This is a genomic window from Exiguobacterium sp. E17S (genome assembly GCF_057772545.1).
In genome coordinates this window covers 1,695,922-1,716,190 of sequence record NZ_JBYLRU010000001.1, presented here as the reverse complement: position 1 = coordinate 1,716,190, position 20,269 = coordinate 1,695,922, and the positions used below count along the sequence as shown (strand labels likewise).

Here is a 20,269-nt window from a genome sequence, read left to right as displayed (position 1 = left end):
GAATACGAAAAATGATACTTGAAAAGCGACACACTAGATGATGAATCAGTGTGTCACATTTATTTCGAGTAAATTTTTTGGAGGATTAAACACCTAATTCGACTTTAATTTTCTCAGAATCAAGCATTAGATGAAGAAGAGAGCCGTATTGCGTTTCTTGCAATAAATCTAGCGCTTTTACTTTCGCTTTTACTTTAAGCACATTGGAATAGATAATAAATCTGGATACTTCTATTACTTTTTCGCATACATAAATTTATTATGCGCTGTCACTCGATAAAGGTGTATTTAGATAAAGAAAAAGATCCTCTTCTTTTAACGGTCGACTGAAATAATAGCCCTGGAAATAATCGCAGCCTTCTTGCGCGAGCCAGTCCGCTTGGTCGGATGTCTCCACCCCTTCAATCAAGACTTCCATCTCTAAATTATGTCCGAGTTGAATCATCGATTGGACGATGGCCTGTTGATTCTTACCGTCAAATAACGAACTGATGAACGAACGATCAATCTTCAACAACTGAATCGGCAATGATCGAAGCTGCTTGAAGGACGAGTACCCGGTACCAAAGTCGTCGAGGGAAACACGAATGCCGAGTTCTTGCAGTCGTGCTAATTTTTCATAGGTCGCTGTCTCATAGGATAAGGCGGCGGACTCCGTGATTTCGAGCTCCAGGTATGCGGGATTCATTCCTGTCTCTGCGAGAATCGTTTCGACACGGCGTAAGAACTTTTGACTCGCGAACTGAAGTGGGGAGACGTTAACAGCAATCGAGAATGATTCCAGTGTTTGATCTTGCCATGCGACCCAGCGTAGGCAGGCGGTGCGTAACACCCAGTCACCTAAGGCGTGAATCACTCCGGTATTTTCAGCGACTGGAATGAACTCAGCTGGTGAGACGAAGCCAAGCTCATCATGCGTCCAGCGCGCTAACACTTCAACACCGGTCATGCGTTTCGTAATCACTTCGATCTTTGGTTGATAGACGAGCTCGAAGGCTTCTGCTTCGAGTGCCTCCGTCATGAATTTTTCGATCTGGACGGTCCGTAAGATATCGTTTCGATTCTCGACCTTAAATTCCTTGATCGTGTTTTGCGCTTCAGTAAACGAAGCGTGTAGTGCCAGTTTCGCGTACTCGATCAGTTCTTCTGCTGTTTCTGCGTCTTCCGGGTAATGACTAATCCCTGCGCGCATCGTCAGCGTAATGACGGTCCCATCGATATCAAATGGTTGCGATAAGGCAGCGTAACACTTTTCGGCTTTTTGTGTCGCCAGCTGACAGCGTTCGTCAACCAGGAGAACAAGAAATTCGGATGAATCAAGGCGTGCTAGGACATCACGCGCGTGAATCGTCGCTTGCAGACGTTCTGCAATTTGCAGCAACAGACTCTCGACACCTTTATGTCCGAGCATATCACTCAGCGAACGCCAACGGTCCATACTGAGCGCGAGGCAGGATACAGGAATTTCTTGTCTAATCTGTTCTTCGATGAAGAGTGTAATTTTGTCTCGATTCGGTAAATTCGTCAACCGGTCATGAAAGGCAAGGTGTTCGAGTTGCTGCTGGGACGAGACTTGATCGGTGACGTTGCGGAAGAACCACAGTGTCTGATTCAAGTTCTCCCCTTTCAGCGGATGATTGACGACTTCAAGGATGCGTTCGTCGACGTGTAACATCTGTTTCGTATGATCGGGCACATCAAGACGTAAAGCTACGTCATGCTCCGTTAAGTATGGATGACGTTCCGGGAAAAAATCATGGAACAGCGAGTTCGCATATTGGATCAGACCATCAGGATTCGTCGTCACGACACCATCTTCAGTTGATTCAAGAATCGTCGCTTGAATGAAGTCACGTTTACGTAATTGGAGGTCAAATAAGACGGAAGCGAAGAAGACGATGAACAAAAAGAGCGTGACGATCGAAACAAGTGTCAACAGCATCGTTGGTTCGATGACTTGATCACTCGTGAACGATGGAATCATCTGAAACTCTAAACCGAGCATCCCAACGTGATGCATCCCGGAAATCGCGATGCCCATGATGAGAGCAAAGAAGACTTTCGTCTGCACCAACATCTGTTGCTTTGCGTAACGCGAAAAGAAACCGATCCAGAGTGCGGTCCAAGAAGCAGCAATCGCAATCAAGATCGAGAGTAAGACGTACCCAGCATGATACTGCAGAGTCATTCCCTGTAAAGCGGCGATCCCGACATAATGCATGCCAGCAATCGCACTTCCCATCAAAAAACCGCCGAGAACGAATGATTCACGGGACATGCGACTGGCGACGAGATAAAAGCCAAGGATACATCCCGTCATCGCGATGATGACCGACAGAAAGACGAGCGGGAACGAGTAGGTCGCATCCTTCAAGGTACCGTGACCAAGCATCGCGACGAAATGCATCGACCAGATGCCGAGACCTAAAATTGATCCACCGGCAATCAACCAAAGATGTTTCGAACGATCGGTCGCCGTTTTGACGCGTCCCGCGAGTTCAATTGCGATGTAGGCGGATGTTGCGGCAATCAGATAAGATAACGTGACAAGTAAAAAGTCAGTATGAGCATGCATCGTATGGTTTGGCATGATGGATGGAGTCACCTCGGCAGAGTGGAATGTTTAATCGAATGGTAAAGGTGTAATCTAGATACCCTTTTTCATTCAATCATATACATTTTTTTCAAATAACATCTGCAGGTGAGGGAAATTCAAAGCGTATCGATTATAGATGAAGACCGACGAGGATTTTATGATCCATTAATTTCGTATACTGAAGCGTATGGAAATACGGATTTCCGAAGTCGCATGGTTGAAGATGGACATGAATCATGTGATAGCTGTAAGACAAGTTTGGGTTTGCCTTTAGCAGATTCAAAATCGTCTGTTCTTGGGATGCTGGGCTGATGTCATAGATATGAAACGAGATGATGTTATGACGGATGCGAAACGGGGCAATCGTGAGGGTGAACGATTTATGATGGGCAAATCGATGTTCTTTTGAGACGGTCGATCCGGTAATCACGAGCTCATGTGGCGTGATGCGTAGTTTCGGGTGCCAAAAATCTTTAAATTCGGTTGCGATGATGTCGCGCAAGTCTTCTTCCGTCACATACGTCGTGACGAGAATATCTGATGGATTGCCAAGATAGTCGTTATCCGTATTCATATGTAAGCTCCTTTATCGATTAGTGGAGGGAATCAATGCGCTGTCGTTCAGGGTAAAGAAAGGTATGCTGTCTCTTCTGCTCTACAGAACATAGATTCAATATGATTGTAACTTTTTTCCTTATTTTTGTTTTTCGTGCATTGATTGTTTAGGGAAAGCGATTCTTGATATTTCATCGAAAATCAATCGTGCACTCCATTGGCTGTCATGTCAGTCCCTACAAAAAGGAGGAACCAGCTATGACCCACTATGACTATCTCGATCAGTATTTATTGACTGACTGCTCGCGATCAGCCCATACGATCAAGGCATACCGAAGTGATCTTCGGCAAATGCGCTTGCATCAGATTGATTGGTCAGTCGCGTCCTTACGACGCTACTTTCACTGGATGAAAGCACATTACAAGCCGTCGACGATCCTGCGACGGTATCATGCCTTACACCGGCTCGGAAATGTCCTCGTCGAGCGACGACGGATCAAGAAGAATCCGATGGTCGAGATCCGTCCGATCGTCCATCAACGTCTTCAAGATGAGGCCTATTATGATAGTGAAGAGTTGATCCCCGTGATTCGACAGATTCAAGATCCAACCTATCGCCTCTTCTTCGAGGTGCTCAGCCAAACGGGCCTCCGCTTCATGGAGGCCCGTTTGTTGACGGTACAGGATTTTGATTTAGCGAATAATGAACTGTATGTTCGTCAAGGGAAAGGTGGGCGGACACGGACCGTTCCAATCGGGGAAGCTCTTCGCGAAAAGATCGTTCTGTTTCTTACAGGTCGCACGACCGGCTATTTGTTTCAATCCGTCACGGGACGGATGATCAATGAACATGCGGCAAGGAAGGCGCTTCGCAAGGTCGGATTTACGTCCTTGAAGCGTCACATCCGTCCGCATATGTTACGGATCGCCTATGCGACCTATCTCTATCAGCAGGCAGGGTTGAAGTTACTCGATATAAAGCGTCTGCTTGGTCACGCCAGCATCTCGACGACGGAAGGATATATCCGTAGCCAGACGAATCACGTCCGGGACGTTCTTAATCGTCTGTCCGCTTGAGGCGATTGACTGACGTATGGGCAATATCGTGCAATGGTAAAACGTAGTGTTGGGTCGTCCGGACATCGCTGTGACCGAGTAAGCGCATGATGGTCAGAATGTCCGTCTGATGCACATGATAAAGTGTCGTTGCGAACGTGACCCGGATGTCATGCGGTCGCAGAATCCGTCCGAGACATCGTTCACTTGCTTCTTTTAAGACACGGCGAAGCTTTGCAGGATTGACCGGTCGTCCACTATCTTCACAAAACAGCGGCAGGACATCAGGACGAATCGTCTCGATATAACGCGTCAGGACATCACGCAACGCATGATGCAGCGGAACTTGACGGGATTGATTGCCTTTACCACTCCGGACGAGTAACTGATCGCGTGCAAAATCGACATCTGCGAGCTGTAAGTCACGGGCTTCCGAAAACCGTAGTCCCGTGTGCAGGAGAAGAAAGCTAAAGGCGTAGACGGTCTCGTCACGAATCGTCTCGAGGACACGGTGGACGTCGTCGTAAGTGAAGGCAAGTCGTCGGTAGGGTGCAGGAATCGGTTTTTTGACGCGATCCAACGGATTCGCCCCGAGCGAACGTTCCGCGACGAGTTGATCGAACAGGATGGAGAGCGCATGTAGTCGTCGAGCGGCAGTTGCTGGGGCGTAAGTGTCGCGCAGGAACTTACCATAGCGTTGCAGCGACGGAATGTCGATCCGTTCGACGTGACGACAGAGATGCCGTACGTCGGAGCGATAGGCTTTTTTCGTCAAGGGACGATAGTCCGCCTGTTCGATGATCGCGAGTAAGCGTTCTTGGTAATAGATCATCATCCGAGAAGGAACTGGACTTTCTGCCGGAGTTCCGACTTCAATGAACGGAGTCGTGCCGGTGAGTAACCGAGCGTCTCTTCCGTGCCGTGCATCAAGGCTTCGAGAAACGTGTACTCTTTATTCGACAGATCCCGTTTAAGTTCGCTGAGGAGATAATGAAAGGAGACGTTCGGTGTCCGAGGAAGCTCCGGCATCGTCTCGACCGCAACTTCAGTCGCAAGCGTCCGGTTACGGGTCGCTAAGTAGTCGAGCATCGCGCCCTTCGCCCGAATCCGGGCGAAGGTGACGGTCATGACCTTGCCTTCTTCGATTGATTTCCAAAGTCGGAGGAGGGCAGCTTGCCGGCATTCATCATGTTCATTCGGGTGGATCGAGAGGCGGGACAGGAGGGAGTTGACGAGGGGAATCCAGTTACGTAGTAAATCGTTCATGAGTATCCGTTTCTTCAGATATGCATATCTGTTATGTATTCCGCGGTAGTTTTAGTATAAGTAGAGTTATCCTGAAAGCGATCGCGCTAGAATGCGGGTTTATCTGAAGCGAATGGACGGAAGGATGGAAAATCACACGGCTTACGCTCATCGAAAGTTAAAGAAACCGTTGGCATGATTGAAGAAATAGAGCGTTGCGCCCGGCGGATAACTCTACTTATCCGCTGGGGTGTTCGGAAAATAACTATAAATATTTATGAAAAACTAAATTGTTTGTATTTCTTAGAGAAGAGAATTTGTAGTATTAAATTTTAAATGACCATGTAAACGATTCCATGATACGCTAGGGAACAGAAAAATTAGTCTAGAAAGAAGGAATTCCTATGCATATTCTTGTCATCGATGATGAGGCGAGCATCCGACATCTCGTTAAACTGCAACTCGAACTCGATGGTCAGACGGTCGAGACGGCAGCTGATGGAGCAGCAGCACTCGCCTTGCAGACAACACAACCCTTTGATTTGATCGTCCTCGATTTGATGCTACCGGATACGACCGGTTTCGAATTGATTCCAAAACTTCGACAGACGACGCCTGACTTACCAATCTTGATGCTGACAGCACGTGATCAGATGAACGATAAAATCATCGGTCTGCAGCTCGGAGCGGATGACTATATGACCAAACCGTTCAATGGAACGGAGCTCGTCTTGCGTGTCAAAAACCTATTGAAACGCACGAAGGCGGTCGCGCCATCCGTACCTGTCGCAACTGATCCGTTCTTATCTGTTGATCCCGAAGAACGAGTCATTCGGCTCGACGGTCAACCATTGCCACTGACGTACCGGGAGTATGCATTGCTCGTACTTTTCCTAACGCATCCGAAACGGGTCTTTGAGCGAGATGAACTGCTCGAACAAGTCTGGGGCTTTGACTTCTCGGGTCAGACCCGCGCCGTCGATATCATGGTCCAGCGCTTACGGAAGAAACTCGGAGCACAAGGCGAACGAATCAAGACGATTTACGGTGTTGGCTACAAGTGGATCGACGCATGAAGCTACGCCAAGTCATCACGGAAAACTTCGTCTTGCTCCTAGTTCCGGCATTGCTCGTCCTCTTCTTGATTCTCTATGCCTTCATTCAATCGAATCTGTATGAGAACGCCGTCGAGTCCGTCCAAAAACTGAGTCGGGAAGCGGAGCTCTACACGATGAACTACCTCGCGAGCGAAGAGACGGACTCGCTCGCCGATACGGCAGTCCCGATCGCTTCCTATCTCGCAGACCGATTCGATGCGCGCGTCCAGCTGTTTGGACCAAACGCGGAACTGCTCGCTGATTCGGAACGTGATCAATTGCCGCTCCTCGCGGGAGACATTGATCAAGCTCTAAAAGGAAAATCGAGTTATCTGTTCCTCAAAGAGACCGATGTTCCGGTGCTATTCTTCTCAAGTCCGCTGTACGGTAAGACAGATGTCATCGGTTCGGTCCGTTTTCTCGTCGATCTGCGGACGGAAGCCGAACTGCTGCGGCAATTCACCTACGTTTTCACGGGCGTCTTTCTGATCTTGATCGTGATTGCTGTTTGGACAGCGCGGCGGATGGCAAAGACGTTGATCGGGCCGATCGATGATTTACGGAGCGTCTCGCACGCCTTGACGAAAGGACACTATGCGCACGCGTTACCGACGTATCCATATGAGGAGTTGAACCGACTGGCGGCTGACTTCTCGACGCTTGCTGACGCAATTCAGCACAACATCGGACAGCTCGAACAACAACGAAGCGACCAACAGACGTTCATCGATCACATCACCCATGAACTCCGAACACCGATGACGGCTATCATGGGCTATGTCGAGTTGATTCCGAAACTACCGCCAGACGAAGCGGCACATTGTTATCACTACATCGAAGTCGAGAGCCAGCGCTTATTGCGACTCGTCTCGCATAATCTCGAACAGGCGAAACAACAACGCAACGAACGTCACATGACGTCGACGATGTTCGCGCTCGATGCATTGCTCGAAGATACCTTATTCATCATGCAGTTGCGTCTCGATGGACAAGGAATTCAAGTTAAGCAGGATGTTCCGCCGATCTACGTGCTCGGGGAACCGGACCAGACGAAACAAATCTTGTTGAATCTTCTCGAGAATGCCGTCAAATACAGTGACGCGATGACGGTGACGTTTTCGACCGTCAGTACAGATACGACCCTACAACTCCTCATGACAGATGACGGAATTGGTGTTGATCCAGCAGTGCTTGCCGAATGGAAGAAGGAGCAACATAGTCTGACGACGGCAAGTGGAAATGGACTCGGTCTACCGCTCTGTCGGCGTCTGATGCAGGAACAAGGTGGCGATTTTGCACTTGAAAGTGATGTAAGCGGAACACGTATCACATTGACCTTCCGGTTAGCGAATCAGACATGATGTAATCGCTTACAAATGATACATTTACGAAACAATTCGACCGGATTTACGAAACAATTGCCCCGTAATCTAAGAATCAAGCAAGGAGAGGAATCATGAAAGCATCGACCATCGCTTATCTCTTCCTAATGGGCATCTTGTTTGCCCTCGGTCTTCTTTTGCTTCAGCAGACGGTCTTCGGACGCTTACACGTCCTCGATGGACCGAAACGACTGAATGCTTCCGATGACTCGCTCCCGACCGAGTTGACGTTACGTCACCGGGCATGGGGGGAGCAGACGGTAGAAGATGGAACGGAAGTCCAGCGCATCACGACGCTATTGAAGCAAATGAAGACGGTGACAAACGGGACTTGTCCGGCGGGTACGGCGACGTTTACCGGAACGCTCCGTTTCTTGAACGGAACGACATGGACGTTCTCGCTCGGGGAAAGTATGACGCTGAATGGAAAATGTGTCGCGCAACGTCCTAGCACCCAGACGACGACATTAAAAGCACGCTTCTTGAACGCCTATCACGAACCAGAACAGCTCGCGCGTCAGTTCGCTGAGGCGGAAGCCGTGACCGTGTATGCAGCAGGACGGTCTCGTTCTTTGACTGCACGTGAGCGAGAAGACGTTAAGCGTCGCCTGGCGCAGGCGGAGCTGATGACGGACTATGAAGAAGTCGGTCAGGCACTCGATGCCAGTCAGGGACAGCCGCGCATTCTCAAGCTCCAGCGGTTCAAGAATGAGCAGAACATGCGTGCCAACTTAATGAATATCACCGTGTACGAGACATTGTTCAGCGTCCAGTACATGGATGATGACAATGGAAACACTTTCTATTTAAAAGGACAACTCCTGCCGACCGGGAAGGAGGCAGATCGATGAGAAAAGGAATGCTCTTCTTGCTGAGTATCATTTGTCTCATGAGCATTTGGATTGTCCGCAACAATGAACAGACGAAGCAGGGGACAGCCGCACGGGAAACCGTTCCGCATTTGACGGCGTATGTCTCTGCGAAAGAGGATATCGGTCGCGCCTTGCTGTCGTCATATTGTGAGCAGGCGGGTTGTACGTATGAGTTCGTGCGTCTCTCGACGGAAGAACTCGTCCGGCGTGTGACGAAGGAAGCGGATCATCCGCGTGCCGACGTCATCATCGGCGGAACGTGGGATGCTCACCAGACGCTCAAGCAACGCGGGTTGTCGACACCGTTCCCGAGCGACATGGATCAAGCAGAACTACAAGATCCGGACCGCTACTGGATCGGCTATGAAGTCGAACGCTTAGCAATCGTCATCAATACAGACGTTTGGAACGAGCGGTTCGGGGCAGCAACTTATCCGAAAACGCTCGCTGACTTGACGGCGAAGCGATATCAGAACGAGTTGATTTTGCCGGATCCGAATCATTCTGGTACCGGTGCGACGATCCTGCAAGCGGTCTTTGACGGATACGGAACGAAGGCGGAAGATGTCTTACGCCAGCTAATCGAGCGAACGCGACTATTCACGGCGAACGGCTTTGCACCGACGTCGTATGTCGCCAGTGGGGAAGCGATGCTTGGGGTCAATTTCATCGGGGATCAACAATCGCTGCGTGAAAAGTATTATCCGGTCAAAAGCATTCCACTCGATACGTACTCGATCAACGCGATTTCAAAGCTGAAAGGACGGACGCAACAAAAGCAGGCGAACGCCTTCATGCGTTTCGTACTCTCAGCAGACGGTCAGGCGATCCTTCGGAAAGTCTCGTTCGGTACGCCGACCTATGCGATCGCGAAGACACAACCGATCCAGCAAAATGTCGGACAGGATATCGTCGCCGATTACCGGGACTATCTCCGTCGATTCAATCAGCTCCAAGACAAATGATGCGAAGACTTTGATTCAGATAGGGGAAATGGAAGATGGGCTTCTTCAGCATCAAAAAATTGCCGAATGCCGGCATACCAATTGAAGTACAACGGAAACAATGGTTACAACAATTCTTAAAGGCCTTCTTAGTCGTCTTCTTCTCATATATGGCGATGTATCTCATCCGAAACAACTTCAAGGCAGCGCAACCGCTCTTGAAAGAGGAACTGGGCTTTACGACGACGGAACTTGGTTATATCGGCTTCGCCTTCTCGATTACATACGGAATCGGAAAAACGTTGCTCGGCTACTTCGTTGACGGGAAAAATACGAAACGTGTCATCTCGTTCTTATTGATCTTATCTTCTCTAATTGTCACTGCGATGGGACTCTTGATGAGTGCCGGTGGAAGTCCGGTCGGTCTCTTGATGGTTTTATGGGGACTCAGTGGGTTCTTCCAATCGGTCGGGGGACCGTCGTCGTATTCGACAATCGCGCGCTGGACACCGTTTGAAAAACGTGGGCGCTACCTCGGCTTCTGGAATGTCTCGCACAACATCGGTGGAGCGATTGCCGGTGGTCTCGCACTGTGGGGAGCGAACGTCTTCTTCAACGGAAGTGTCGTCGGGATGTTCATCTTCCCAGCTGCGATCGCGCTCGTCATCGGAATCGTCGGTCTGTTCATCGGGAAGGATGATCCGGAGGAACTCGGGTGGAATCGAAGTGAAGAAATCTTCGAGGAACCGATTGAACCGGAAAATATCGCTGCTGAAAGTATGACGAAATGGCAAATCTTCAAGACGTACGTCATCTCGAACCCCTGGATCTGGACGCTCTGTATCGCGAACGTTTTCGTTTACATCGTTCGAATCGGGATTGATAACTGGGCGCCGCTCTATGTCACGGAACACTTGCACTTCAGCACAGAGAGTGCAGTCAATACGATCTTCTTCTTTGAGATCGGCGCCTTATGTGGCAGTATGATTTGGGGTTACGTGTCCGATTTACTGAAAGGACGCCGGGCGCTCGTCGCAGCGATTTGTCTCTTACTGACGGCTGTCGCGGTCCTCGGCTATCGTTACGGTACGAGTGAACTTATGATTTACGCGTCACTATTTGCACTCGGTGCGCTCATCTACGGACCACAGCTCTTGATCGGTGTCTCGGTCATCAGCTTCGCACCAAAACAAGCGACGACGGTCACGAACGGGATGGTCGGTACGTTCGGTTACTTGTTCGGTGATTCGATCGCAAAAGTCGGTCTAGCGAAAATCGCTGACCCAGAAACGAACGGTCTAACGATTGGTTCGGTTACATTACACGGCTGGAGTGATACATTTGTCATCTTCAATGCGGCGTTACTCTTCGGTTTGATCGCCCTCGCGATTGTCGCCGTCGTCGAGGAGAAAAAGATTCGTCGCCTCGGACTGCTAGAGCGTCATGCGGATAAGTTGAGTTCTTAACAAACATGAACACCCTCGCCTAATTTAGGAGAGGGTGCTCTTTTAATGAGATAAATAGGCAAGCAGAAAACCTTCTTCCAGTTTAACGTGACGAATCGAACGGTAACGGGCATGACGGAAAGGAAAATAGAAGGAAAGATCGACGGTTAGAAGTCGGTTTGCATAACGCAGATAAGGTGGACGAATGAGGTAGGTTTCATTGAAGGATTCGGTATCATGAGGACAGACGTCAAAGACTTCGAACGTGATGGTGTGTTTATCGACTGCCCGCAATTGGAGCGTTAATTCGACCGGTAAGTCACGCTCTAGACCATAACGTGTCAACGGTACAGCGGCTTGAAGGTGAAGGTGAGTCGGTCGGATTGTGACGCAGATATCTGTCAGTTCTGGAATTTCTTTTGTCAGCACACTGGCAAGGTCGTATTCGTCAATACTTGCTGCAAGCGTAAAACGACGAAAGGTCTCAATTATATGGCGCCCCAGTTTCATGAAGTAAACTCCTCTCTTATGCTTCTTAACCTTATTATAAACGAATGAAAACCTAATTATTCCATATTATTTTTTACAGAAGTAAATTAATTCCTTTAAATTAGAGCTTCTTTTTAAAACAATATGATTTACGCATGTTTTTGTGCCGTTCAGGGAACGATTAACCATGTCGATCTGTCGTATTTTTTCGAAAGGAGTTTTTTAATGCCTTACTTATCTGGATTTCCATCGTCTTATTGGAAACAAAGCGCACCTGCTACTTCCTATCCCGTTTTAAATCAAGATGCCAAGCATGATGTCGTCGTCATTGGGGCTGGGATTGCTGGACTTGTCACGGCAATACAACTGACGGAACGGGGATATGATGTCGCTGTGATCGAAGCGGGTGACGTTGCTGCCGGAACGACGGGTTATACGACGGCTAAAGTTTCCTCACAGCACGGTTTGATCTATGACACGCTGATACGCACCGTCGGCGAGGAGTCAGCGCGACTATATTATGAGGCGAACGAGGAAGCGATCTCGTTTTTACGTCATCAGGTGGAACGACTCGACATCGCCTGCGAACTCGAAACGCAAGACGCTTATCTCTACGCGGCAACGTCAAAAGAGCAAGCGATGGAACGGGAAGTCCGTGCCTATGAACGATTGAGATTAAATGGTGGTGAGGCGACGGAAGAAGTCCGAAGTAAGTTGCCGTACGATGTCAAGCAAGCGGTCGTCCTGCGCGATCAAGCGCAGTTCCATCCCGTCAAATATCTTCAAGGACTTGCGCGACAAATCGTTCATCAAGGTGGGAAATTGTATGAACAGACACGTGCCGTATCGCTCGAATCGAATCGGACGCCAACTGTCATCCTGGAGAACGGTCACCGAATCGAGGCGAAGAAGGTCGTCATCGCGACCCATTTTCCGTTTCATGACTTCAAGGGCTTATACTTCTCAAAACTCGAAGTCCATCGCTCGTATATCGTATCGGGGCAGGTCGACGAGGCGTTTCCGGACGGGATGTTCATGAGTGACGATCAACCGAGTCGTTCTCTGCGTCACACGCGAACAGGAGACGGGCGTCTGCTTGGTTTGTTTGGCGGTGAGAATCATTTGTCCGGTCACGAGACGGAGACGATGCAACGCTATGAACATCTTGCTGACTTTGCACGTAGTGAGTTTCATGTCGAGTCGTTCGAGCAGTTTTGGTCAGCACAAGACTTGATCACGCTCGATAAAATCCCCTATATCGGACAAATGACGGCAGATGATCCGAACGTGTTCGTTGCGACCGGTTTTGCGAAGTGGGGGATGACGAACGGTATCGCAGCCGGATTGTTGCTGAGCGATTTATTAACGGGAACACCCAATCGTTTTCGCCATTTATTTGACCCGACCCGTTCGAAGCTAAAGACGAAGGACGCAACGCAGTTCGTCAAGAACAACGCGGACGTCGCCATCGAGCTTGTCAAAGGAAAGCTGACGAAGGCGCGTCGTCGTGCTGACGAGTTACAGCCGGACGAAGGTGGACTCGTCACCTATCATGGGAAGACGGTCGGTGGATACCGGGATTCGGAAGGGGACCTTCATCTCGTCTCTACGACCTGTACCCATATGGGGTGCGATACGAAATGGAATGAGGCAGAACGGTCATGGGATTGTCCGTGTCATGGTTCACGATTCGGTCCGACAGGAGAGGTGCTAGAGGGGCCAGCTGTCAATCCACTCAAATCGATCGATTAAGTAGAGGCATTTGTCTCTGCTTTTTAAATTTTAAAAAAATATTCCGTAGACCATTTATGATATGTGATATAATTACCTGGTATTAAAAATATTTTAGCGCTAAACAATTAGAGTGCCGCTTTTAAATCGTGTTGTAGAGGCACCGTCACGACCACCGCTCACTGGTTTCATATTTTAGTTTCACTATTTTACTTAGCGTCGTGAACGCTGAAACAACCCGAGGAGGAAGCACCACTATGAGTAAAGAAAAGATTGCCCAGCTGCGCAAACATGTGTCGCCGTTTGAAAAGGCGGACATCAAAGCCAGCGTCCGGCAGATGATCAACACGATCCTGCCATTTCTCGTCCTATGGTTTCTGGCATATCAGGCCCTGAAGCTATCTGTGTTTCTCGCGATTCCTTTGGCGATCCTCGCCGCTGGATTCGTCGTCCGGATGTTCATCATCTTCCATGATTGTACGCACGGTTCATTCTTCAAGAATAAGAAAGCGAATGCTGTCGTCGGAACGATCACCGGAATTTTGACGTTATTCCCGTATGAGAAATGGAAGCGAGAGCATTCGATCCACCACGCATCAAGTGGAAATCTCGATAAGCGTGGCGTCGGTGACATCTGGGTTATGACGATTGAAGAGTACATCGAAGCGTCACGCTTCACACGTCTCAAGTATCGTCTGTACCGGAATCCACTCGTCATGTTCGGTCTTGGACCGCTCTTATTGATTCTCGTCTCGAGCCGCTTCAACCGGAAGGATGCTCGTAAAAAAGAACGCATCAACACACATGTCATCAATGCGTCGCTTATCGTCCTGTACGGTATCCTGATTTACTTCATCGGCTGGCAAGCCTTCTTGATCATCCAAGGAACGACGATGTTCACAGCAGGCGTCCTTGGAATCTGGTTATTCTACGTTCAACATACGTTCGAAGACTCGTACTTCGAGGATGAGAGTGAATGGGATTACGTCAAGGCGGCAATCGAAGGTAGTTCGTATTACGAGTTGCCGAAGGTCTTACAATGGGTGACAGGAAACATTGGCTTCCATCATGTCCACCATCTCAGCCCGCGCGTCCCGAACTATCATCTCGAAAAAGCGCATGTCTCGACACCACCACTTCAGAAGGCGACGAAGATCGGTTTATTCTCGAGCCTGAAGTCGCTTCGCTATAAACTATACGATGCGAAGAACAGAACGTTCGTGACGTTCCATGACATCAAACACCTCTTACGCGAACCAAAGACGTCATCGTTGTAAGGAACTGCACCTCGTCCACTTGGATGGGGTGTTTTTTGATACGTTTTTATTTCCAAAAAAAGTAATTTGAATGTACTTCATGGTATCATTGAAGAAATAGGTCCGTCTTATGGCGTATGCCCATCCGATTCATCCGTGTTAGGATGAACGAATAGAAAGGGGAGTGCATGATGCGCCGTATACCGATTGCCGCTTATATAGGAGGAGCCATCTTACTTTCCTTGTTCGTCTTTAGTTCGATGACGTATCAGCAACAATCGCTTATTCCGTTTTTGACGAGCCATATTCCGCTCGACTGGGTCTATGCCTTCTCGTTCGTGTCCTTCCACTACGAAGTTCCGATTAGCGTCGCGTCACTTGGACCGGCTGCTTTTCTTGAGTTTTTCATCCGGAAGGGGATGCATGCCGGCTTGTTCTTCATTCTCGGCATCAGCTTCGTTCATCTCTTGCGAGACCGCGGATATGCGGCGATACCAGCTGCGTTTTTCGCTTTTACGACCGCGATGACGATTGGTGTCTTAGATGAATTTCATCAGTTATTGACGGGCGGACGAACCCCACTCGTCGGTGACGTATTGATTGATGGCAGTGGAGCACTCGTCGGTATCCTGTTGTATACAATGATGCGACTATATCTAAAAGCAGATCAGATCGTTCGCGAACAAGAAAAACAGCAGGCATGAAAATAACCCATCGTCTCAATCATACGACTGAGGCGATGGGTTATTTTAGCGATTAGAATCGTTGTACCCACTCGATTTTGTACTGAGTGCGTCCGAATTCTTTTCTTAACATGTTGTCGGCTTTTTTTCGTGCTGTCGTATGATCGCTAGCTCGAACGTTCAATCGATCCGTATCGATGATTTCATCTCCGCGTAATACTTGATACTGGACCGTATAGTCTTTTTTGATTAAATTAAATAATCCCAAATTATTCACTCCCATAATCTTCTTCCTGTTAGTTATTATATGGTATTCCAAATTTTTCTGCAATATAAAAAAGTGACTATTGTACCACCTATCAACAAAAAGTTAATGGTCCAAATGGCAGGTTGATTTATTGTGTGAATTGCGTGTAAATGCTGATAAATCAATAAAAATAGCTGATTAATATATTGTTTGAAATTTTATTCCAGATTAAATGAATAATAAGGTAAGATAATTTCGTTATCATTGGTACACTTAAAATATAAGTTGTCAGAAAACTTTTTTGGTATGTTAGGAAAGGATTCCCTTGGAACTTCAAGGGAATTACCGGTAAGATAAGAAGAGGTAGGTAAAACGTGAAAGCAAGGAGGTGACTTATGGAGCAGAAGAATGAACGAATCGATCAAGCACGTCGAATCAGAACGGCCGTGACACGGAGAGAGACGGTTTATTTCAGCCTGTTATTAACGGTTTCAATTCTGACGGTCGGAGGGATTATCGGATTGGTGTTTGAAACGGCGAAAATTGGTATCTATGCTCTCCTGGTGATGCTCAGTATCCTGTGCCTGTTATGGATGCGCCAATGGTATCGCGTGTCCCGGATTCGAAGTGAAAGTGTTCGATTGAGCGCTGAACAATATCCGGAAACAGTTGCGCAAGTCGCTAAGCATGCAGAACAATTGCAACTGTGGCGTGTCCCGGAAATCTACTTCCGAGATGACACGGAGCGACCTTACGTCATCGGTTTATTTCAAAAATACTTAATTGTTCTTCCGGCGACGTATCAAGAATTGAGCGAGACGCGGCGTTTTCGACTCTTGCTTGAACTAGCGCGGATCAAGCGTAACCATCAGGAAAAGCAAATTCTACTGTGGATCGGGAGCTGGGTCCCGTTTTTACGTCCGGCTTACATGCGGGCATGTGCTCGGACCCGTCATCAGATGGTGCTACCCCTTGTTTCACCCGTGTACGCGCGACAAGCCATGTTTGAGGATGTGCTCGGACCAACACTCCTAGCAACGACAGAGATAGGGGGCTATATCGACGAGAAACGGCAACAGCGGACGTTTTCCATCTTATTGTATGAAGCGTTACGAACCGAACTTTCTTTACTCGAACGGTTGCTCTTAACGGGTGAGCCAATCGAACGTCCGCGCCCACTCTTTCGATATGGTCAAGGCTTCGTCGTCGCAGGTAGCATTCTACTCGCATTGTTCCTCGTCGGTACGACTGCAGGTATGTTGTTAGACGGAGGAGCGATTGAGGCAAAAAAAGAAGCGAGTGACGAGAACGTCACGGCGAAGACAAATGGTCAGGATCTCAACGAGACAGCGTTGATGGCAGCGATTCAAAAAGGGAAACTCGAAGACATTCATCGATTGATTCCGGAAAGTGATATGAAGGCAGTCGATGCCGATGGCGATACGGCGTTGCATTATCTCGGATACCGGAAATCGAGCACGGGACTCGAATCGGTCTTCAAGGAATTGCTTGCAGCGGGCAGTGATGTCGATGCTGTCAATGAGTTCGGCGAGCGACCGTTCATTACGGCAGTCTTTAGTAACAATGATGAGCTCGTCGACCTGTACTTGAAACGAGGCGAAAAGGTCAATCAACAAGATGCCGACAAGTTCACGCCTCTGCATCATGCTATTGAAGGGGAAGGGAAAGAGACCGTCAAGCTCTTACTCGAGCATGGTGCTGATCCATCGATAAAAAACGCAGATGGCTTCACGCCACTCATGTTGGCGCAAGAGTATGAACTTGATGAAATCATTGAGCTGTTGAAGCAAAACTCAGCGCAGACACTATAATAAAACAACCGCAGGCTCTCTCGAACGAATCGAGAAGACCTGCGGTTGTTTTTGTTCGTATTAGTTTGGAAGTTTTGACGTATCGACGATGCGACCTTCGATTTTGTAATCGACTTGACCAAGTGATTTTGCATAATCACGTAGGTTTTCCCAATCTGAGAGACCAAGGTCTGTGACGCGGTTGTTTTCATAGGCAGTCTTAAATGTAGTCAGACCGTCCCCACCTTTAGCTGTGAATGCATTCGTTGCGATGACATACGTTTTTGCTGGATCAATAAGATCGTACGTGTCACCATTTTTGACTTCCATTTTCGTGACACGCTCACCTTTAGCTTTTGTGCTATCATATTCGAATTTCATACCAGAAACATGTAGGAAACCGCCGTTTTCGACAGGTGCAACACCAACGCTGATTTCAAGCAATTCTTTGATCTCTGTACCAGTCAATTTGACTGTTGCGAGTGTGTTACCGAACGGTAGCGTCGTCAAGACCTCACCGACTGTAAGTGGACCGGCATCAATTGCTTCACGGATACCTCCACCGTTTTGCATTGCGATGACTGTCTCTGGATTATACTCCTTCGCTTTTTTGAGCATACCGTCTGTGATCAAGTTACCAAGCGCTGTTTCGCTATTACGAACGCTGATCAAGTTCTCACCTTTGACGCGAGGATTTGGTAAAGCATTGACGATATTTGCGCCAACTTCTTCATTTTTCAACTCAGCGATTTGATCGGCATACGGTTTAAGGATTTTAGCAGCTTCCACATCTGCTTCTGCTTTTCCGACTTCAATTAATGATCCTTTATAATCTGTGAGTTGTCCTTTATAATCAAACGTTAAGTTTAAGTTACCTAGGAATTTGCCATACTGGAATGCCTGCGCGACTAATGTTGTATCTTTCTTTCCTGGCGTGTTTTCACTATCAAAAATGACTGGAGAGTCTAATTGTGTATGAGAGTGACCGCCGATAATAACGTCAATCCCCTCAACATTTTTAGCTAATAATTTATCATTATCAACAGCTTCGTTATCGTCAAAACCAATGTGTGTCAACGCAACAATCTTATTTACACCGCGATCTTCAAGTTTTTTAACAGCTTCTTTAGCACTAGCGATATAGTTCGCGAACGCCACCGTGCCTGGGCTTGCAATATCAGCCGTTTCTTCTGTCGTTAAACCGAAGAAGCCGATTTTTTGTCCTTTATATTCCTTGATGATTCCTTGATAGATTTTGCCACGCTCTGGTCCGGCTGTGATCGTTTTCTTTTGCAGACCGTTGAAGAGTTCGTTTTTACTGAAGTCGACGTTCGCCGTGATGAACGGGAATCGTGCTTTCGTGACGAAGTTTTTCAAAGCAATGTTGTTATCTGTATCGCCGAGATCAAACTCGTGGTTACCGAATGTCATCATGTCGTACTTCATGTAGTTCATCAGTTCAAGATCAGCTTGACCAAGGAACTTGTTGAAGTAGAGTGATCCCGAGAAAACGTCACCAGCATCAAGAAGTAGAGAAGGAATACCTTCTGCTCGATAAGACGATCTTAATTGTTTAATGACCGTTGCTCTCTTTGGTGCATCATCGAGGTTTGCATGTGTATCGTTCGTATGCATTAAACCAATCGAGAAGTCATCCGTGTTGACGTCGAGCACTGTGATCTTAGCTTTTAATGTGACTGTTTTTCCGAGACGTGTATAACTTGCGACCGCATATTTCACACCCGCTTCGCTCGTATCGACCTTCGACCACCGGACAGGTTTGTCTTGAATGCGACCTGTTGCATAAAGAATGCCTAGTGTTTTTGGTAATTCTGGCTTTTGATCGACATAGATCGTTTGAGCTTCCACTTTTTCAATGATCTTTACTGCGTAGTTCTGAATATAGATTTTGACTTCAATCGGATTCTTTTTCTTACCGTATGTGCCTTTGACCGTTTGATAACGGTTGAACACGTGGCGATCGTAAGATTTCCACGTGATCTTCTCACCTTTATATGTAGCAGGGAGTTTGACCGGAGCACCTTTCGTGAAGACGAGTGACTTGAGTTTGACCGTTTTGACTTTAACATGCGTTGCAGCCGAAACTGTCGTTTGAGCAACTGGCACGATTGCCGATGTCGTCAAGGCGACAGCAACAGCTGCCGCGTAAAGCGGTTTTGATTTGTACATACGTAAAAATCCTCCTTCAAGAGTGGGGTATGAATGCAAGGTCGCGATGCGATCGTTGACCTCTTCTTCTACTATAAAGGGTTCGGAAAGCTTCGTGGGATGAACCTTTTGTAAATAACGTAAATTCTTAGGTCCGACGACAAGACAACCCACGGAAGTCGTTTGTTCGTAAGCTTTAGAATCCGAACGTTCGTCTTCAAAGATAAATGATAACGCTTTCATTATATCTTGTCTCAAATAAAAATGAAACGAAAGAATATTACCAATCGTTAAACATTACCATTAAATGTCGATTTTTTAGTGGTCCTGAATTGCTAAATATTGTATGATATCAGTATGCAGACAGTTCGGATGAAAAGAGGCAACGATAGATGAATGATACGATTCGAGGCGGTGTCCTCGTCGGCATTATTTGTGTGATCACCGTCCTCCTCGTATGGGGGCTCGCATCACCACCGACGACGATTGAGTTTCCACATTTTAATCATGCGTAAGGAAACAAACTAGGAGATGACCGGTGGTGGACCCGCCGGTTTTTGTCGTGCCTGAAAAACTACAGTTTGGTGTCGGTTCGTCCAATACATTGACACGCTTTTTCACGATAGCTAGAATTGATTAAGTGTATATAGGAAGTATTGCTTCTGCCATGCACGAATGAGTGGACGAAGGA

Annotated in this window: 18 protein-coding genes; 11 read left to right on the top strand and 7 right to left on the bottom strand. The window is 47.7% G+C overall.

What is annotated here, in order from left to right; genetic code table 11:
* Positions 1-259: 259 nt before the first annotated feature.
* Together AC3B4V_RS08800 and AC3B4V_RS08795 are read right to left on the bottom strand one after the other, a co-directional pair.
* Entirely contained in the window at positions 260-2,590 is a 2,331-nt protein-coding gene (locus AC3B4V_RS08800) for a bifunctional diguanylate cyclase/phosphodiesterase (RefSeq protein ID WP_488378165.1), read from the bottom strand.
* Between the two features lie 136 nt (positions 2,591-2,726).
* Positions 2,727-3,170: a hypothetical protein gene (locus tag AC3B4V_RS08795; RefSeq protein WP_488378164.1), complete on the bottom strand. Its 444-nt coding sequence runs from the start codon at positions 3,168-3,170 to the stop codon at positions 2,727-2,729.
* A gap of 239 nt (positions 3,171-3,409) precedes the next feature.
* On the opposite strand from AC3B4V_RS08795, the gene AC3B4V_RS08790 reads away from it, so the two are divergent.
* Entirely contained in the window at positions 3,410-4,228 is an 819-nt protein-coding gene (locus tag AC3B4V_RS08790; protein WP_488378163.1) for a tyrosine-type recombinase/integrase, read from the top strand.
* Here AC3B4V_RS08790 and AC3B4V_RS08785 read toward each other — a convergent pair.
* Together AC3B4V_RS08785 and AC3B4V_RS08780 are read right to left on the bottom strand one after the other, a co-directional pair.
* Positions 4,209-5,042 carry a tyrosine-type recombinase/integrase gene (locus AC3B4V_RS08785; RefSeq protein WP_488378162.1) on the bottom strand — a complete coding sequence of 278 codons (834 nt, stop codon included), beginning with the start codon at positions 5,040-5,042 and terminating at the stop codon, positions 4,209-4,211. The two genes, AC3B4V_RS08790 and AC3B4V_RS08785, sit on opposite strands and share 20 nt — an antisense overlap.
* Positions 5,039-5,473, bottom strand: a complete 435-nt coding sequence (locus AC3B4V_RS08780; RefSeq protein ID WP_029342674.1) for a sigma factor — start codon at positions 5,471-5,473, stop codon at positions 5,039-5,041. The genes AC3B4V_RS08785 and AC3B4V_RS08780 overlap by 4 nt, the downstream gene beginning before the upstream one ends.
* A gap of 383 nt (positions 5,474-5,856) precedes the next feature.
* On the opposite strand from AC3B4V_RS08780, the gene AC3B4V_RS08775 reads away from it, so the two are divergent.
* The 5 genes from AC3B4V_RS08775 (at position 5,857) to uhpT (ending at position 11,213) form a co-directional block, all read left to right on the top strand.
* Entirely contained in the window at positions 5,857-6,528 is a 672-nt protein-coding gene (locus tag AC3B4V_RS08775) for a response regulator transcription factor (protein ID WP_488378161.1), read from the top strand.
* Entirely contained in the window at positions 6,525-7,910 is a 1,386-nt protein-coding gene (locus tag AC3B4V_RS08770; RefSeq protein ID WP_488378160.1) for a sensor histidine kinase, read from the top strand. Before AC3B4V_RS08775 ends, AC3B4V_RS08770 begins: the two co-directional genes overlap by 4 nt.
* Positions 7,911-8,005: 95 nt before the next feature.
* The gene (locus tag AC3B4V_RS08765) at positions 8,006-8,782 is read left to right on the top strand and encodes a DUF3919 family protein (RefSeq protein ID WP_488378159.1); all 777 of its coding nucleotides are present in this window, start codon (positions 8,006-8,008) and stop codon (positions 8,780-8,782) included.
* Complete coding sequence (locus AC3B4V_RS08760) at positions 8,779-9,768, top strand: ABC transporter substrate-binding protein (RefSeq protein ID WP_488378158.1); 990 nt, start codon at positions 8,779-8,781, stop codon at positions 9,766-9,768. Before AC3B4V_RS08765 ends, AC3B4V_RS08760 begins: the two co-directional genes overlap by 4 nt.
* 35 nt (positions 9,769-9,803) lie before the next feature.
* The gene (gene uhpT, locus AC3B4V_RS08755) at positions 9,804-11,213 is read left to right on the top strand and encodes a hexose-6-phosphate:phosphate antiporter UhpT (protein ID WP_488378157.1); all 1,410 of its coding nucleotides are present in this window, start codon (positions 9,804-9,806) and stop codon (positions 11,211-11,213) included.
* A 42-nt stretch (positions 11,214-11,255) separates the two neighbouring features.
* Here the strand turns inward: uhpT and AC3B4V_RS08750 are convergent, their stop codons facing one another.
* Positions 11,256-11,702, bottom strand: a complete 447-nt coding sequence (locus tag AC3B4V_RS08750) for a hypothetical protein (protein ID WP_488378156.1) — start codon at positions 11,700-11,702, stop codon at positions 11,256-11,258.
* Between the two features lie 204 nt (positions 11,703-11,906).
* On the opposite strand from AC3B4V_RS08750, the gene AC3B4V_RS08745 reads away from it, so the two are divergent.
* The 3 genes from AC3B4V_RS08745 (at position 11,907) to AC3B4V_RS08735 (ending at position 15,372) form a co-directional block, all read left to right on the top strand.
* Positions 11,907-13,433 carry an FAD-dependent oxidoreductase gene (locus tag AC3B4V_RS08745; protein WP_488378155.1) on the top strand — a complete coding sequence of 509 codons (1,527 nt, stop codon included), beginning with the start codon at positions 11,907-11,909 and terminating at the stop codon, positions 13,431-13,433.
* A gap of 236 nt (positions 13,434-13,669) precedes the next feature.
* Positions 13,670-14,689, top strand: a complete 1,020-nt coding sequence (desA, locus tag AC3B4V_RS08740) for a Delta(5) desaturase DesA (RefSeq protein ID WP_488378154.1) — start codon at positions 13,670-13,672, stop codon at positions 14,687-14,689.
* Between the two features lie 170 nt (positions 14,690-14,859).
* Positions 14,860-15,372 carry a VanZ family protein gene (locus AC3B4V_RS08735; protein WP_488378153.1) on the top strand — a complete coding sequence of 171 codons (513 nt, stop codon included), beginning with the start codon at positions 14,860-14,862 and terminating at the stop codon, positions 15,370-15,372.
* A 52-nt stretch (positions 15,373-15,424) separates the two neighbouring features.
* Here the strand turns inward: AC3B4V_RS08735 and AC3B4V_RS08730 are convergent, their stop codons facing one another.
* Positions 15,425-15,619, bottom strand: coding sequence for a hypothetical protein (locus tag AC3B4V_RS08730; RefSeq protein ID WP_488378152.1), 195 nt, complete (start codon positions 15,617-15,619; stop codon positions 15,425-15,427).
* 374 nt (positions 15,620-15,993) lie between these two features.
* On the opposite strand from AC3B4V_RS08730, the gene AC3B4V_RS08725 reads away from it, so the two are divergent.
* Positions 15,994-17,430, top strand: a complete 1,437-nt coding sequence (locus tag AC3B4V_RS08725; RefSeq protein WP_488378151.1) for an ankyrin repeat domain-containing protein — start codon at positions 15,994-15,996, stop codon at positions 17,428-17,430.
* A 60-nt stretch (positions 17,431-17,490) separates the two neighbouring features.
* Here the strand turns inward: AC3B4V_RS08725 and AC3B4V_RS08720 are convergent, their stop codons facing one another.
* Positions 17,491-19,599 carry a 5'-nucleotidase C-terminal domain-containing protein gene (locus AC3B4V_RS08720; RefSeq protein WP_488378150.1) on the bottom strand — a complete coding sequence of 703 codons (2,109 nt, stop codon included), beginning with the start codon at positions 19,597-19,599 and terminating at the stop codon, positions 17,491-17,493.
* 371 nt (positions 19,600-19,970) lie between these two features.
* Between AC3B4V_RS08720 and AC3B4V_RS08715 the strand changes: the two genes are divergently transcribed.
* Positions 19,971-20,093, top strand: coding sequence for a hypothetical protein (locus tag AC3B4V_RS08715; RefSeq protein WP_255359374.1), 123 nt, complete (start codon positions 19,971-19,973; stop codon positions 20,091-20,093).
* The last annotated feature ends 176 nt before the right edge of the window (positions 20,094-20,269 follow it).

Excerpts from the sequence above, each read along its gene's own strand:
- AC3B4V_RS08800 (WP_488378165.1), bottom strand. The coding sequence starts at position 2,590 with ATGCCAAACCATACGATGCATGCTCATACTGACTTTTTACTTGTCACG.
- AC3B4V_RS08795 (WP_488378164.1), bottom strand. The coding sequence starts at position 3,170 with ATGAATACGGATAACGACTATCTTGGCAATCCATCAGATATTCTCGTC.
- AC3B4V_RS08790 (WP_488378163.1), top strand. The coding sequence starts at position 3,410 with ATGACCCACTATGACTATCTCGATCAGTATTTATTGACTGACTGCTCG.
- AC3B4V_RS08785 (WP_488378162.1), bottom strand. The coding sequence starts at position 5,042 with ATGATGATCTATTACCAAGAACGCTTACTCGCGATCATCGAACAGGCG.
- AC3B4V_RS08780 (WP_029342674.1), bottom strand. The coding sequence starts at position 5,473 with ATGAACGATTTACTACGTAACTGGATTCCCCTCGTCAACTCCCTCCTG.
- AC3B4V_RS08775 (WP_488378161.1), top strand. The coding sequence starts at position 5,857 with ATGCATATTCTTGTCATCGATGATGAGGCGAGCATCCGACATCTCGTT.
- AC3B4V_RS08770 (WP_488378160.1), top strand. The coding sequence starts at position 6,525 with ATGAAGCTACGCCAAGTCATCACGGAAAACTTCGTCTTGCTCCTAGTT.
- AC3B4V_RS08765 (WP_488378159.1), top strand. The coding sequence starts at position 8,006 with ATGAAAGCATCGACCATCGCTTATCTCTTCCTAATGGGCATCTTGTTT.
- AC3B4V_RS08760 (WP_488378158.1), top strand. The coding sequence starts at position 8,779 with ATGAGAAAAGGAATGCTCTTCTTGCTGAGTATCATTTGTCTCATGAGC.
- uhpT (WP_488378157.1), top strand. The coding sequence starts at position 9,804 with ATGGGCTTCTTCAGCATCAAAAAATTGCCGAATGCCGGCATACCAATT.
- AC3B4V_RS08750 (WP_488378156.1), bottom strand. The coding sequence starts at position 11,702 with ATGAAACTGGGGCGCCATATAATTGAGACCTTTCGTCGTTTTACGCTT.
- AC3B4V_RS08745 (WP_488378155.1), top strand. The coding sequence starts at position 11,907 with ATGCCTTACTTATCTGGATTTCCATCGTCTTATTGGAAACAAAGCGCA.
- desA (WP_488378154.1), top strand. The coding sequence starts at position 13,670 with ATGAGTAAAGAAAAGATTGCCCAGCTGCGCAAACATGTGTCGCCGTTT.
- AC3B4V_RS08735 (WP_488378153.1), top strand. The coding sequence starts at position 14,860 with ATGCGCCGTATACCGATTGCCGCTTATATAGGAGGAGCCATCTTACTT.
- AC3B4V_RS08725 (WP_488378151.1), top strand. The coding sequence starts at position 15,994 with ATGGAGCAGAAGAATGAACGAATCGATCAAGCACGTCGAATCAGAACG.
- AC3B4V_RS08720 (WP_488378150.1), bottom strand. The coding sequence starts at position 19,599 with ATGTACAAATCAAAACCGCTTTACGCGGCAGCTGTTGCTGTCGCCTTG.
- AC3B4V_RS08715 (WP_255359374.1), top strand. The coding sequence starts at position 19,971 with ATGAATGATACGATTCGAGGCGGTGTCCTCGTCGGCATTATTTGTGTG.